Genomic DNA, 14977 nt, shown 5'->3' on the forward strand with positions numbered 1-14977 from the left:
CACCCGTTCCCATTCCGAACACGGAAGTTAAGCCCTCCAGCGCCGATGGTACTGCGTAAGCGGGAGAGTAGGACGCTGCCGGGAAAGTTTTAAGAGAAGAGGTAATTTGGTAAAAGCCAAATTACCTCTTCTCTTTTTATGGTATAATTATAGAGTAATCCTAAGTAAATTTCCTGGGAAATAATAACTTTAAAGGAAGGATAGAGGGAAATGAGAGCATTTATTGGAATAGGGCTGCAAACAGAAATAATAGAGAAAATCTATGAATTTCAGTCTATGCTTAGAGAATACACTATAGAAGGAAGGTGGACTAATAAAGAAAATTTTCACATTACATTGAAATTTTTGGGAGAAATACAACCAGAGTTTGTCCCCCAGATAGAAGAGGCAGTAAAAAAAGCAACAAAGGGAATAAAGCCTTTCTATCTTTGTTTTTCAGAAGTGGGTTTTTTTAAAGGGAACAAAAATATCAGGGTTTTATGGTTAGGAACTGAGGAAAGTGAACTTTTAAATGTTTTGCACGCCAATATAGAAGATGAGCTTTACAAGATTGGTTTTCCCAAAGAAGAAAAAAAATTCACTTCTCACATTACCATAGCGAGAGATATTAAGCTAAAAATTGGAATTGAAGAGGCAAATAAGCTTTTCAGCCAAATAGAAAAAAAGGATATCCCTGTAAAAGAGATATCTCTCTATGAAAGTACTGTTATTGAGGGCAAAAGAAAATACATACCAGTTTTCACTGTGCCCCTTAAATGAGCTCACTCAGGATTTACATAGATGGTTTTGTGGTTAGTGTAAATTACAAACCCCGGTTTTGAACCTGGGGGTTTTTTTACATACTTTTTTAAGGTATAATCTACTGGAACATTGGAAGAGTATTTTGCTTTGCTGTATTTTGCTGCTAATTTTGCTGCTTCAACTAGAGTACTTTCAGGGACTTCTCTATTGTTAGTCTTTATTACTACATGTGCTCCTGGGATGTCTTTTGTGTGAAGCCATATGTCGTTTGGATTAGCTAATTTTAGTGTTAAATAATCATTTTGTCTATTGTTTTTACCTACATATATGTCAAAACCTTCGGAGGATACTACATGAAGTGGCTGAGAAGTAGAAGAAGTTGCTTTTTTCTTCTGTTGCTTGTGTATATATCCTTCTTCTATAAGTTCATTTTTTATTTCCTCTAATTCTTCAAGCGTTGTTGAATTTTCTATGTTAATGAGCTGTCCCTCTAAATAGTTTATTTCTTCTAATGTTTCAGAGATTTGCTCTTTAATTGTTTTTAAAGCGTTTTTCAGCTTGTTGTACTTTTTATAGTACATTTGCGCATTTTGAGAAGGAGAAAGCCTTTTCTCCAGAGGGATTTCTATTTCTTCACCTGTGTAATAATTAATAGTTTTAAACTTTTCTATTCCCTTTTCTATGGAATGTAGATTAACAGTGAGGAGCTCACCATATAATTTATAAATTTCTGCTTTATCTGCTTCTGTTAATTCTTCCTGTAATTTATTTAATTTGACATAAAGTTTTTCTAGAATATTTTGTACAATTTTTTTTAGGTCAGAGGATTTCATTTGAAAATTTACCGATTTTATTTTTTCAAAGAAAAACTTATCAGCAGCTTCATTTACTGTATCAAAAATAAGCCTTTTCTTGTACTGAGTGAGTTCAATACAAGAAAAATCAGCTACTTTGTCTTCTAGAAAAGCAACACAGGGTTTAACTTCTAAATTATAGACTTTTTCATATATATCTCTTACTTTCTGATAAATTTGTTCAATTTTTTCTTCACCCAAAGTTTCTACAAATGAATCTGATATGCCACATTGAAAAGAAACTTCACTACTTAATGTGGTGCTGAAGCCTTGCAATATTTCTACTAAAGCCTTTTCTATTTTCTTTGTTTTTTGATGCAACAAGGCTTCTTTAAAAGATTCATAAGTGAGGTCTTTTAAACTCAATTTTTGCTGCAAGGGAGGATAGGTGTATTTTTTGCCAGGCAATACTTCTCTTAATCTGCTCATATCGGGATAAACTCTTTTTATGCTATCAAGGATTGTTTGACTTACCTTATCTACTAATATTACATTGCTATGTCTCCCCATAATCTCGATAACTAGCGTTTTGATTGTTTGACCTTGAAGCTCGTCTTTTGTGTCTATATCAACTTCTACTATTCTGTCAAACTCTAATTGTTTTATTTCCACTATTCTTCCGTTTTGGAGGTGTTTTCTTAAAAGCATACAAAACATGGGAGGTTCTAGGGGGTTTTCTTTATCTTCTTTTGTAAGGTGAATTCTAGGATAATTGGCATTGGCAGATAATAGGAGTTTATAGTTTTTGCTTTTTGACCGGATTGTAAAAATCAAGTCTTCTTTTTCAGGCTGATAGATTTTTTCAATTCTGCCTCCCTCAATTTCCTTTTTGAGCTCTTTTACTATTGCATGTAAAGTCACACCATCGAAGGCCATAATCATACCTCCAGTTTTTTGTCTACATTAAGAGTATAACTTACAAAAAAAATTTGTACAATATTGACTTTAATTGTAACAGTTGTTACAATTAAATAAATGAAAAGTGGGGAGGCCTTTGGAATGAAATGGCTTCTTTTTGTGTATAAAGTGCCTAGTGATTCTTCTACTGCGAGAGTCACTATATGGAGAAAAGTAAAAAGAATTGGAGCTTTATATTTACAACAGTCTGTTTGTATCGTGCCTTATATGGAAAAATTTCTAAAAGAAGTAGAAGATTTAGAAAAAGAGGTAAAAGGATTTGGAGGGGACTTTAAATCCTTCGAGGTAGTAGCGCTTGGAGAAGAAATTGAAAAGGACTTGATTGAGCAGTTTAATAAACAGAGAAGAGAAGAGTACAACGAAGTGATTGAGCAATGTGAGGAATTTTTCAAAGAAATTGAAAAAGAAATAAACAGAGAGAACTTCACTTTTGCAGAATTAGAAGAAAATGAGGACGAACTTAATAAGCTTTACAGATGGTTCAAAAAAGTGACAGAAAGAGATGTTTTCAATTGCGAAATGAAGAGAAAAGCAGAGGAGCTTTTGAAGAAAGCGAGCGAAGAGTTTGAGAAATTTTCCAAAATAGTTTATGAAAAGAACAGAGAGGAGGATTTTAATGCTTAATGTAATAATCCTCGGATTGACGAGCCTTTTGACTGATATATCTACAGAAATGGTATATCCGTTGATTCCCCTTTACTTGACTTCAAAACTTGGAGCAAGTCCTGCCATAGTAGGATTTATAGAAGGAGTTGCAGAAAGCATTGCCAGTCTTCTCAAAGTATTTTCAGGATACATATCTGACAGGGTAGGGAAAAGGAAGTCTCTTGCTATACTCGGTTATTCTTTTTCTACTGTTGGAAAAGCTTTTTTATATTTTGCTTCCTCTTGGGGATGGGTATTCTGGGGAAGAACTTGGGATAGATTTGGAAAAGGCATAAGAACTGCGCCAAGGGATGCGCTAATCGCAGAGACGGTGGATAGAGAAACCATAGGAAGAGCATATGGGCTTCATAGAGCGATGGATACTCTTGGAGCTACTATAGGCATTGTGTTGGCTTATTATTTTATTACTGCTTACAAGGGAGATTATAAATTAGTATTCTTGTTCTCTATTGTTCCTGCACTGCTAGGAGTGATAGTTTTATTCTTTGCAAAAGAGAGCACAAAAAGGAAAGTAATTTCAAAGAGAATGTCTTTTTCATGGAGAGCTTTAGATAAGAGATTACAATTTTTTCTTATAGTGATATTCATTTTCGCTTTAGGAAATTCTTCAAATCAGTTTTTACTCTTAAGAGCTAAAAATGTAGGATTTAATGATGCCGATGTGATACTTTTGTATTTATTGTATAATGTAGTTTACATGCTTTTTTCATACCCGGCAGGGAGACTTTCAGATAGGATAGGGAGAAAAAAACTCCTTGTACTTGGATATTTATTTTACGGTTTGGTATACTTGGGATTTGGAAGGCTTGGATTTAAATCCGCCATGTGGTGGTTGTTTTCTGTATATGGATTATATATGGCCTTGACAGAGGGAGTCGAAAAGGCCTTAGTAGCAGAAATTTCTCCGGATCATTTGAGAGGAACAGTGATAGGTCTTCATGCTACTTTAACGGGTATTGGTCTTTTACCTGCATCTTTTATTGCAGGATTATTATGGGATGCATTTGGAGCCAGTGCTCCTTTCTATTTCGGAGGAATTTTAGGAATTTTGGCTTCTATTGGGCTTTTATTTGTTTTATGACTTATTTGCTCAAGTTTTCTCAAAATATCTAACCAAATTGACCTTTTTTATGTTATAATATTTTTGAAGATTAGAAGGAGTGGTATTAAAGTGAGATTTACCAAAATGCACGGTTTGGGCAATGATTTCATAGTGATTGAAGCAGTAGAAGGGGTTGATTACAGCGAACTAGCTGTTAAACTCTGTGACAGGCACTTTGGCATAGGAGCAGATGGGCTTTTAGTGGTGGAGCCTTCATATATTGCTGATGTGAAAATGAGGATTTTTAATGCAGATGGAAGCGAAGCAGAAATGTGTGGTAATGGCGCCAGATGCTTCGCAAAATATGTGTATGAAAAGGGTATAGTTCCAAAAAAGAAAATGACAGTGGAAACTCTGGCAGGAGTAATAATGCCAGATCTTGTTGTAGAAGATGCAAAGGTAAAAAGTGTCAGAGTATACATAGGAAGTCCTGTTTTTGAAAGTAGTAGAATACCTGTAAAAACTGAAAAACAGAGGTTTATAGATGAAACAGTCAAAATAGACGGTAAAACTTATAGATTGTCTTCTGTTAGAATAGGAGTCCCGCATACAGTTTTATTTGTTACGTCTTTAGAAGAAAGTTTTATTAAAGATTTAGGGCCTAAGATTGAAAAAAGTTCCCTTTTCCCAGAAGGGACAAATGTGGACTTTGTTAAGGTAGAAAATGAAGAAAATATATTTGTGCGGACATGGGAGAGAGGTGTGGGGCTTACCCTGGCTTGTGGAAGCGGAGCTTCGGCTTCTGCTGTTGTATCTTCGCTATTAGGAAAAACAAAGAGAAATGTGCATGTTCATTTCAAAGCAGGGGCGCTTTTTGTAGAGTGGAGGGAAGATGATAATGGTATTTATTTAACTGGTGAAGCGGTTGAAGTTTTCAGAGGAGAAATTGAAATTTAAATTCTTGTGCTGCTTGAAATTCGAGTATAATGACTATAATAAGAAAAGGTGGTTTTAATGATAAAAAGCATGACCGGATATGGACGAAGTGAAATTCAAGATAAAGGATATAAAGTTTCCGTCGAGGTTAGGTCACTAAATCACAGGTTTTTAGACATAAATTTGAGGATTAATAAATTATTGAGTGGATTAGAGGAGAGAGTAAGAGAGTTTGTGGGGGAAAAGATAAAAAGGGGGAGGGTAGATTTAAGTATAAGTTTTGACGTATATGATAAGACTTTGAACTTTATAAAGATTGACTATCCTTTATTGGAGGAATATTTAAAAGCTTTTTCTGAGGTAAAGTCTAAGTTTAGTTTAGAAGGGTCTATAACTGTACATGACTTGATTAACCTTCCAGAGGTGATAAAATTAGAAAATGAGGAAGTCAATTTGGAGGAGGTTTGGGAAGTTTTAGAGAGAGCTTTGGAGGATGCACTAAAGAAATTGGTCAACATGAGAATAAGCGAAGGTAGAAAATTATATGTTGATGTTGCAAAAAGGCTAGAAAAAATTACAAGAATTGTGGAACGAGTCGAAGATTTGAGTTCTACAATGGTAGAAGATTATCAAAGAAGATTAGAACAAAGAATAAAGGAACTTGGAGTGGAAGTGGAGCCGATGAGAATTGCTATGGAAGTGGCTTTAATTGCTGACAGGGCTTGTATCACCGAGGAAATCACAAGGCTTAAAAGCCATATCAGCCAATTTGAATCTTCACTTGAGGAAGAGGAACCTGTGGGTAAAAAATTGGATTTTATCCTTCAAGAGATGAACAGAGAAGCTAATACTATAGCTTCCAAGGCAATAGATTATAGAATCTCTAAAGAAGTCATTAATTTGAAGGATGAAATTGAGAAAATTAGAGAACAAATCCAAAATATAGAGTAAGGAGGAACAAGTATGTCAATTAAACTAATAAATATAGGTTTTGGCAATATAATATCGGCCAATAGGTTGGTGGCGATTGTAAGTCCAGAATCTGCACCAATAAAGAGGATAATACAAGAGGCTAAAAATAGGGGAATGTTGATTGACGCTACATACGGTAGAAGGACCAGGGCTGTCATAATAACTGATAGTGATCACATCATCCTTTCAGCGGTTCAACCAGAGACTGTTGCAAACAGACTGACATCTAAAGAGATTATAGAAGAAGAAGAGTTTGAAGAAGAAGAAGAGGAAGAAGAGGAAGAAGAGTAGGGGGAATTTGGTTTGTCGAAAAAAGGGCTATTAATAGTGATATCCGGTCCTTCTGGAGCAGGAAAAGGGACTGTTTGTAAGGCTTTAATAGAAAAAGAAAGAGATTTAAAACTTAGTATATCTGCTACTACGCGTCAACCGCGAGCAGGGGAAGTTGACGGGAAAAACTACTTTTTTAAGTCAGAAGAGGAATTCAAAAGGATGATAGAAGAGGATGCCTTTTTGGAATGGGCAAAAGTTTATGACCATTATTACGGTACCCCCAAAGAGTTTGTTTTAAAAAATTTAGAAGAGGGTAACGATGTTGTGTTAGAAATCGACATTCAAGGTGCACTCAAGGTAAAGGAGAAATTTCCAGAGGGTGTCTTTATCTTTATTCTTCCTCCTTCTATGGAAGAGTTGAAAAACAGAATCAAGAAAAGAGGAACTGAAAGCGAAGAAGAGATAATAAAAAGATTTAAAAGTGCCTATGAAGAACTCAATTATGTGTCCAAGTATAATTATGTAGTTATAAACGATGATGTAGATAAAGCAGTAGAAAAAATCCGTGCTATAATTATAGCTGAGAAATGCCGTGTCGATAGAAACAAAGAGCTATACCTTAAGATAAAGGAGGAATTAGTATGATTTTATACCCCTCCATAGTAGACTTAATGGAGAGAGTAGATAGTAAGTACACTTTATGTGCTCTTGTGGCAAAAAGAGCAAGACAACTGGTAGCCGGAGATAAAAAATTAGTAGATATAGATTCTGATAAACCTGTCACAATCGCTACGGAAGAAGTCTATAGGGGACTTATTACCTATGAAAGACCTCAGAAATATGGAATAAAATAGAGGTGTTATTATGGATAGAAAAAAAAATTTAGTACTCGGCGTTACAGGAGGTATAGCTGCATACAAGGCTGCAGACCTTACTTCAAGGCTTGTGAAGAGAGATATAAATGTAGATGTCATTATGACTAAAGAAGCCACTAATTTTGTAAATCCTCTGACATTTGAGGCTTTGACCCACAACAAGGTAACTGTGGACATGTTTGAAGATAGAAAATATTGGGAGATTGAGCATATATCTCTTGCAGAAAAAGCAGACCTTTTTGCTATAGTTCCTGCCACTGCTAATATAATTGCAAAAATTGCTCATGGAATTGCTGACGACATGTTGACTACGACTTTACTTGCTACAAAAAGCCCAGTGCTAATTGCGCCAGCCATGAACACTAACATGTACACAAATCCCTTGACTCAAAAAAATATTAAGACATTAAAAGATCTGGGGTTTATTTTTGTTGAACCTGCTGCAGGAAGATTGGCTTGTGGCACAGTTGGAGCTGGCAAGTTGGCAGATGTAGAAGAGATTGAGAAAATTATACTTGACCTTTTATATAGGGAAAAGAAAAAAGATTTTGAAGGCAAAAGAGTTTTGATAACAGCTGGTCCAACAAGGGAACCTTTGGATCCCGTGAGATATATTACTAACAGGTCCTCTGGTAAGATGGGATACGAGATTGCTAAGGCGTTTATGGAAAGAGGAGCCCATGTGGTACTTGTATCCGGTCCCACGCATATAGATATTCCTAAAGGGGTCACATTTATTCCGGTTGAAACAGCTACTGATATGTACAACGCCGTGATGATGCACTTAGAAGATGCAGACATAATAGTTGGGGCAGCAGCCGTTGCAGATTACAGGCCTAAGGAGGTAAAAAAAGAAAAAATAAAAAAAGAAGAAGAGACGATGATAGTTGAATTTATAAGGAATCCAGATATAATGTATGAGGTGGGGCAGAGAAAAGGTGATAAGATTTCAATTGGTTTTGCAGCTGAAACCGAAAACCTGTTAGAGTATGCGAAAAAGAAATTAAAAGAAAAAAATATGGATTTAATAGTCGCAAATAATGTATCTGAAGAAGGGGCCGGTTTTGAAGTGGATACTAATATAATAAAAATCATAAATAAAGACCTTGAAGTAAAAGAATATCCTTTGATGACAAAAAAAGAAGCAGCCCACGTTATTTTAGACGAGATTGCAAATTTATTGTAAGCCTTTTTGGCTTTTTTTATTTATAAAATCTTATCAGGCGGAGGTTGCCATGTTTGCCGAAGTCATAGTGGAGATAAAAGCTTCTAATACTGATAGGCTTTATACTTATAAGGTACCGGAAGGGATGGAACTTGATGTTGGAATGAGGGTTTTAGTCCCTTTTAGAAATAGGCTTGTAGAAGGCTATGTTACAAGCCTTACGGATAATCCTTCTTATTCGGAGGAAAAGATAAAAAGTATCTACAAGGTTCTAGACAGGTATCCAATTTTTAACAAAAAAATGATAGAATTGGCGAAGTGGATGAAGGAATATTACAAATGCTATTTTTCCGAGGTTTTTCAGACAATGATGCCAGCAGGAATAGATAAGGGAGAGAAGAAGATAAAGCTTGTGCGGCTGAAGGTAGATGACATTTTTGAAGAGGACTTTAAAAGGGCACCAAAGCAATGGGAAATCCTTCGATACCTAAGGAAAAGAAACCCTATAAAGCTTTCTGACTTAGTGAGGGCCTTAAATACGGATTATGGGACAATAAAGGTTCTTGAAAAAAAAGGTTATATAGAGGTTTACGAAGAAGAGATAAAAAGATTTCAAGTGAAATTTGTACAGAAGTCTATTCCACCGGTATTAACAGAGGAACAGAAAAAAGCAGTAGAAGAGGTAAAGAAGTCTATTTTGTCTGGTCATTCTGATGCCTTCCTGCTCTTTGGAGTTACGGGGAGCGGGAAAACAGAGGTTTATCTAAATCTTATAGAAGAAGCGATAAAAATGGGTAAAGCTGCAATAGTGCTTGTCCCAGAGATATCCTTAACTCCCCAGACAATTGAAAGATTTGTAAGCCGTTTTGGTGACAGAGTTGCCGTTATTCACAGTGGTCTTTCTCCCGGAGAACGATTTGATGAATGGCGTAAGGTTAAAAATAAAGAGGTAGATGTGGTAGTAGGAGTGAGAAGTGCAGTTTTTGCCCCTTTTGATAATCTCGGGATTATAATCATAGATGAAGAGCACGAAGCTACTTACAAACAATCAGATGTAAGACCCCGTTATAACGCTAAAGAAGTTGCAGAGAAAAGGTGCGAAATAGAAAATGCAGTATTGGTTATGGCAAGTGCTACTCCTTCACTTGAAACTTACCATAAAGCTTTAAAGGGAGAATATAAGCTTTTGACGCTTACAAAGCGAATAAAAGCCTCTATGCCTAAGATAGAGATTGTCAACATGAGTGAAGAGTTAGCAAAAGGAAATACTTCTATTTTTAGCAGAAGACTTTTTTCGTATATTAAGGAAAATCTAAAAAAAGGTGAGCAGACAATTCTCTTTTTGAATAGACGGGGCTATTCGTCTTTTGTTGCCTGCAGAGATTGCGGTTATGTTCCTAAATGTCCTAACTGCGATATATCTTTGACATATCATTTTGAGGATAAGAAACTGGTGTGCCATTATTGCGGTTATGAAGAGCCTATGAAGGATATATGTCCTAAATGCGGCAGCAAAAGGATACGCTATATGGGAATTGGGACAGAAAGGGTAGAGATGGATGTAAAAAAGTTTTTTCCGGAGGCAAGGATTTTAAGGATGGATGTAGACACTACTAGGAAAAAGGGCTCTCACGAAAAAATATTTTACGAGTTTAAAAGTGGGAAAGCAGATATTTTGATAGGGACGCAGATGATATCAAAAGGTTTTGACATACCCAATGTAACTTTGGTGGGAGTTATACTTGCTGATATAACTTTAAATTTGCCAGATTTTCGGTCTAGCGAGAGAACCTTTCAGTTATTGACGCAGGTGGCGGGGAGAGCGGGAAGAGGTGAAAAGCCCGGAAGAGTAGTTATACAGACTTACGACGATACCCATTATAGCATTGTTACCGCAAAAGAGCAGGACTACGTCAAGTTTTTTAAGGAAGAGATAAAATATAGAGAAGCATTTAAATATCCTCCTTTTGCCCATCTTATGAATATTGTGGTATCAGGAGAGAATGAGGAAGAGGTAAAAAATACTTCAGCTAACACTTATTTAATCTGTCAGAAAGTTATTAACAAACTTCAAATTGGGAGTTATAATAAAATATTAGGACCTGCTCCTGCTCCAATAAGTAAGCTTAATAATAGATACAGGTGGCAGGTAATCGTAAAAAGTGAAGATAGAAAAGTACTTGAGGAAATTGCAGGACACATAGAAAATATGAGACATCCAAAGGAAGTAAGGGTTGCTTTTGATATTGATCCGCTTAATATAATGTAAAATTAAATTTTAAGGAGGTATTTGTGTTGGCTATAAGGTATATAAGAAAAATCGGAGATCCTGTGCTAAGAAAGAAGGCGAAGCCTGTTACTGAAATAAATTCTCATATCATCACCATTTTAGAAGATATGGCAGAGACTATGTATCTAAACGACGGAGTTGGTTTAGCAGCTAATCAAGTAGGAATTCTAAGAAGGTTAGTTGTAATAGATGTTGGAGAAGGGCTTTTAGAACTTATAAATCCTGAGATTATCTATGTGGAAGGAGAACAAATCGGGCCAGAAGGATGTCTTAGTATTCCTGGAGTATATGGGGAAGTGAAAAGGCCTCAAAAAGTTAAAGTTAAGTATCAGGATAGGGATGGAAATGTTAAAGAAATAGTAGGCGAAGAACTTTTAGCAAGGGCATTGTGCCATGAAATAGACCATTTAGAAGGTGTGCTATTTATAGATAAGGTGATAAGGTATCTGGATAAGGAAGAATTAGAAGGAGTCAAGGAGGTATAGATTTTGAGGGTTGTCTTTATGGGGACGCCAGAATTTGCCGTCCCCTCTTTAAAAAAGCTTTTCGAGGAAGGATATGAGGTTGTAGCGGTTGTAACTCAGCCAGATAAACAAAAGGGAAGAGGAATGAAGGTTAGTTTTTCACCTGTAAAAGAATTGGCGTTACAAAAAGGAGTAAGAGTGCTCCAGCCAGAAAAGGTAAAGAACAATTACGAATTTTTAAAGGAATTAAAAGAATTAGCCCCGGATGTGATCGTAGTAGTGGCTTATGGGAAAATCTTGCCTGAGGATGTTTTAATATTGCCAAGGTATGGTTGTATAAATGTGCACGCTTCTTTGTTGCCTAAATACAGGGGAGCTGCTCCTATAAACTGGGCGATAATAAACGGTGAAAAAGAAACAGGTATTACCACTATGTTGATGGACAAGGGTTTGGATACAGGAGACATGCTTATAAGAAAAGCCATACCTATAGAGGAAGAGGATGATGCAGAGACTCTTCATGATAAACTTGCCAATTTGGGAGCAGAAGTCTTGATTGAGACTTTAAGAAAACTTGAAGAAGGGACCTTAATTCCTGAAAAGCAAAGAGAAGAAGAAGCTACATATGCTCCAATTATAACCAAAGAAATGGGGCATATCGATTGGAAGAAGCCGGCTTACAAGATTAGGAATTTGATAAGAGGGTTAAAACCTTGGCCTGGCTGTTATACTTTTTATGATGACAAGATGCTGAAAATCTGGAAAGCAGAAGTAGTAGAGTACTCAGGGCTTGAACCTTCAGGAAGTGTTCTTAAATCAAAAGATGAACTTGTTATAAAATGTAGTGAAAATGCTCTTAAGGTTTTAGAGATCCAACAAGAAGGTTCAAGAAAAATGAGTATTAGAGAGTATTTAAGGGGTCACAATATACCTGAGGGAACAATTTTAAAATAAAAAAATAAAAAAGAGGAGAATTTTTCTTGAAAGGGAGAAAGAGGTTATTCTTTGGAATTTTAGGCTTAAGCTTTGTGTTTTTTGCGTCAGTGCTCACAGCTTTTGTGTACTCACTTTACAATGATAAGACCGAATTTTACAGGTATTTCATAGTAACTATAGCGCTTTTTTTCCTTGTGATTACTATTTTGGTAGGTTTGGTGCTAGGAGTAGCATTTTATGTAATATTGTTTCGAAAAAGCAGCAGTTCATCACTTTATTTTATTTCCAATTTTGTAGACATTTTTTATCCTGTTGTGCTTTTTGCATCAAGAACACTACAGATTAAAGAAGAAAAAATAGAACAGTCCTATATAGCTATAAAAAATTTTCTTTTCAATAAAAATTTGAAGAAATATGAAGCTAAAGATATACTAATCCTTGCACCTCATTGTATACAATATAGCGGTTGTAAATTCAAAGTTACATACGATATAGACAATTGCAAGAGATGCGGGCAATGCCAGATAAACGATTTAGTAAACTTAAAAGAAAAGTATGGAATCAACGTAGCTGTGGCTACTGGAGGGACTATGGCAAGAAAAATAGTAAGGGATTTAAGACCTAAGGTGATAATAGCTATTGCTTGCGAAAGAGACTTAACAAGTGGGATGCAGGATGTGAAACAAATTCCCGTGTATGGTATAATAAATGATAGGCCAAATGGGCCATGTTTTAATACTAAAGTGGATGTTTTTGAAGTTGAAAACACAGTCAAAAGGTTGTTAAACGGAGGGTGAGGTTATGTTCTGGGATAGCACTATAATCCTTCTAATCCCTGCATTACTATTTGCCATGTATGCGCAGGCGCAAGTTCAGAGTACTTTTGGCAAGTATTCGCGTGTACGAAATGTGTACGGTTATACTGCAGAACAGGTAGCCAGGAGAATACTTGACAGTGTAGGCCTTTATGACGTCAGAATTGAAAGGATTCCCGGAAATTTGACAGACCATTATGACCCAAGAGTAAAAGTTTTGAGATTGTCAGATTCAGTATACGGGAATGATTCCATAGCCGCAATAGGTGTAGCTGCTCATGAGGCAGGCCATGCAGTGCAGCATGCAAAAGGTTACATTCCTCTTTTGATGAGGAATAGCCTCGTGCCCGTAGCTAACTTAGGGGCAAATTTGGCATGGCCGATGGTGATTTTAGGTTTCTTCATGGGGTCTGCAGGAATTCACTTTATAAACTTGGGAATAATACTTTTCAGTGCAGCTGTACTTTTCCAGGTAATTACTCTGCCTGTAGAGATTGATGCCAGCAGAAGAGCAATAGCATTGCTTCAAAAAAACGGATTTTTTACAAGAGAAGATTTAGAGCCTGCAAGGAAAGTATTGCAGGCAGCTGCTTTAACTTACGTAGCGGCTGCGCTGGTTTCTATAATGCAGCTTTTAAGACTCTTCATCATAAGGGATACCAGAGAGTAAAGGGGATTTGTCCAATAAATGAAACCAAGAGAATTGGCTTATAAAATATTGTATGATGTGATAATCAAAAAAGCGTATATAAATATATCTTTTTCTAAGCATTTGCAGAAAGAAAAGATAAAAGAAATTGATGTAGCATTTGTGAAAGAGTTAGTCTATGGAGTTATTGAAAGAAAATATACTTTGGACTTTATACTTTCTTTTTTTGTAAAGAAATTTCCTGATGCAAAGGCACTATTGCTTCTTGAGATGGGACTATATCAAATCTTATACATGGGAAAAGTTCCGGACTATGCGGCTATAAATGAGACAGTAGAAGTAGCTAAGAAGTTTCTTGGTAAAAAAATGGCTAGCTTTTTGAACGCAGTTTTAAGAAATTATCTCCGTGAAAGAGAAAAAGTCAGGTTTCCTGATAGACAGGACTTGCGCCTTTATTTGAAAGTTACTTACTCTTATCCTGATTGGATAATTGAGAGATTCCTAAAAAATTTTGGTGAAAAGAAATCCGAAGAACTGCTTATAAGTTTAAATGAGAAACCAGAAATTTCTTACAGAGTTAACACTTTAAAGATTTCACCGGAAGAATTTGAAAAAAAACTAAAAGAAAAAGGAATCACTTATAAAAGAGGCTACTATCTTAAGGAAGCTTTTTATATTGACCTGAAGAATCCAGAAAACCATCCTTTTTACAAAGAGGGCTTGATACATCCTCAGGATGAGGCTTCTATGCTTGTCTCTAAAATTTTGGCTCCTCAAAAAGGAGAAATGGTAATAGATGTGTGTGCTGCACCGGGGGGTAAGACCACTCATATAAGTCAGATTATGGAAAACACGGGCGAGGTTATAGCTTTTGATTTGCATCCACATAGATTAAAGCTTATAGAGGAGAATAGTAAAAGATTAGGAGTTTTAAATGTCAAGGCTGAACTATTTGATGCTACTTCAGTTAACGAAAAATATTTAGGAAGAGCAGATAAAGTTTTAGCCGATGTCCCTTGTACAGGAATAGGGATAATAAGGAAAAAGCCTGATATCAAACTTAAACATTACGATGAAACAGAGATCAGAAACCTCATTGAGAAGCAGTATAATATCTTGAAATCCAGTTCACTTTATTTAAAAAGAGAAGGGGTTCTGGTTTACAGTACGTGTACTATTGGAAAGGAAGAAAATCAAGAAGTAATAGATAGGTTTTTAAAGGAGCATAAAAATTTTGTAGCCGTCGACATTTCAGATTGTTTGCCTTCAAATCTTAAGGATGAAACTTCTAAGGAGGGGTATATACAGACAACTCCCTTGGAACATAAAATTGACGGGTTTTTTATTGCAAAGTTAAAAAGAATATACTGAAAAGTGGGGG

The 14977-nt window shown here is 35.9% G+C and carries 16 protein-coding genes and 1 rRNA gene; 16 read left to right on the forward strand and 1 reads right to left on the reverse strand.

The genetic code is table 11. From position 1 onward, the window contains the following. Both rrf and thpR read left to right on the forward strand, forming a co-directional pair. Window positions 1-84 (forward strand): 5S ribosomal RNA (gene rrf, locus ACPLVE_RS00005); the annotation flags it as partial. A gap of 126 nt (window positions 85-210) precedes the next feature. Then, on the forward strand, window positions 211-759 hold the full coding sequence (gene thpR, locus ACPLVE_RS00010) for an RNA 2',3'-cyclic phosphodiesterase (RefSeq protein ID WP_424608708.1): 549 nt from the start codon (window positions 211-213) through the stop codon (window positions 757-759). 2 nt (window positions 760-761) lie between these two features. Here thpR and ACPLVE_RS00015 read toward each other — a convergent pair whose 3' ends face one another. Then, window positions 762-2471 carry an Rqc2 family fibronectin-binding protein gene (locus ACPLVE_RS00015; RefSeq protein WP_424608710.1) on the reverse strand — a complete coding sequence of 570 codons (1710 nt, stop codon included), beginning with the start codon at window positions 2469-2471 and terminating at the stop codon, window positions 762-764. 123 nt (window positions 2472-2594) lie between these two features. On the opposite strand from ACPLVE_RS00015, the gene ACPLVE_RS00020 reads away from it, so the two are divergent. From ACPLVE_RS00020 to rsmB, 14 genes are all read left to right on the forward strand, one after another. Beyond that, window positions 2595-3137 (forward strand): Chromate resistance protein ChrB, encoded by a 543-nt coding sequence (locus ACPLVE_RS00020; protein WP_424608712.1) that lies wholly within the window; start codon window positions 2595-2597, stop codon window positions 3135-3137. Further along, window positions 3130-4260 carry an MFS transporter gene (locus ACPLVE_RS00025; RefSeq protein ID WP_424609149.1) on the forward strand — a complete coding sequence of 377 codons (1131 nt, stop codon included), beginning with the start codon at window positions 3130-3132 and terminating at the stop codon, window positions 4258-4260. Before ACPLVE_RS00020 ends, ACPLVE_RS00025 begins: the two co-directional genes overlap by 8 nt. 90 nt (window positions 4261-4350) lie before the next feature. Next, window positions 4351-5178 (forward strand): diaminopimelate epimerase, encoded by an 828-nt coding sequence (gene dapF / locus ACPLVE_RS00030; protein ID WP_424608713.1) that lies wholly within the window; start codon window positions 4351-4353, stop codon window positions 5176-5178. 57 nt (window positions 5179-5235) lie between these two features. Further along, window positions 5236-6108, forward strand: a complete 873-nt coding sequence (locus ACPLVE_RS00035) for a YicC/YloC family endoribonuclease (protein WP_424608715.1) — start codon at window positions 5236-5238, stop codon at window positions 6106-6108. 12 nt (window positions 6109-6120) lie between these two features. Further along, the gene (remA, locus tag ACPLVE_RS00040) at window positions 6121-6420 is read left to right on the forward strand and encodes an extracellular matrix/biofilm regulator RemA (protein WP_424608717.1); all 300 of its coding nucleotides are present in this window, start codon (window positions 6121-6123) and stop codon (window positions 6418-6420) included. Window positions 6421-6432: 12 nt separating this feature from the next. Next, window positions 6433-7047, forward strand: a complete 615-nt coding sequence (gene gmk / locus ACPLVE_RS00045; protein ID WP_424608718.1) for a guanylate kinase — start codon at window positions 6433-6435, stop codon at window positions 7045-7047. After that, a complete protein-coding gene (rpoZ, locus tag ACPLVE_RS00050; protein ID WP_424608720.1) occupies window positions 7044-7256 on the forward strand; it encodes a DNA-directed RNA polymerase subunit omega in 213 nt (70 codons plus the stop codon). Before gmk ends, rpoZ begins: the two co-directional genes overlap by 4 nt. 7 nt (window positions 7257-7263) lie before the next feature. Further along, window positions 7264-8463 carry a bifunctional phosphopantothenoylcysteine decarboxylase/phosphopantothenate--cysteine ligase CoaBC gene (coaBC, locus tag ACPLVE_RS00055; protein ID WP_424609151.1) on the forward strand — a complete coding sequence of 400 codons (1200 nt, stop codon included), beginning with the start codon at window positions 7264-7266 and terminating at the stop codon, window positions 8461-8463. A gap of 49 nt (window positions 8464-8512) precedes the next feature. Beyond that, entirely contained in the window at window positions 8513-10711 is a 2199-nt protein-coding gene (priA, locus tag ACPLVE_RS00060) for a primosomal protein N' (RefSeq protein WP_424608722.1), read from the forward strand. Between the two features lie 26 nt (window positions 10712-10737). Further along, window positions 10738-11217: a peptide deformylase gene (gene def / locus ACPLVE_RS00065; protein WP_424608724.1), complete on the forward strand. Its 480-nt coding sequence runs from the start codon at window positions 10738-10740 to the stop codon at window positions 11215-11217. 3 nt (window positions 11218-11220) lie between these two features. Continuing rightward, window positions 11221-12150, forward strand: coding sequence for a methionyl-tRNA formyltransferase (fmt, locus tag ACPLVE_RS00070; RefSeq protein ID WP_424608726.1), 930 nt, complete (start codon window positions 11221-11223; stop codon window positions 12148-12150). Between the two features lie 26 nt (window positions 12151-12176). Further along, complete coding sequence (locus tag ACPLVE_RS00075; protein ID WP_424608727.1) at window positions 12177-12929, forward strand: DUF116 domain-containing protein; 753 nt, start codon at window positions 12177-12179, stop codon at window positions 12927-12929. Window positions 12930-12933: 4 nt separating this feature from the next. Then, window positions 12934-13617 (forward strand): zinc metallopeptidase, encoded by a 684-nt coding sequence (locus ACPLVE_RS00080; protein ID WP_424608729.1) that lies wholly within the window; start codon window positions 12934-12936, stop codon window positions 13615-13617. Between the two features lie 18 nt (window positions 13618-13635). Beyond that, window positions 13636-14967 (forward strand): 16S rRNA (cytosine(967)-C(5))-methyltransferase RsmB, encoded by a 1332-nt coding sequence (rsmB, locus tag ACPLVE_RS00085; protein WP_424608730.1) that lies wholly within the window; start codon window positions 13636-13638, stop codon window positions 14965-14967. The last annotated feature ends 10 nt before the right edge of the window (window positions 14968-14977 follow it).

This window comes from Caldanaerobacter sp., from assembly GCF_049701115.1.
Taxonomy (GTDB): domain Bacteria; phylum Bacillota; class Thermoanaerobacteria; order Thermoanaerobacterales; family Thermoanaerobacteraceae; genus Thermoanaerobacter.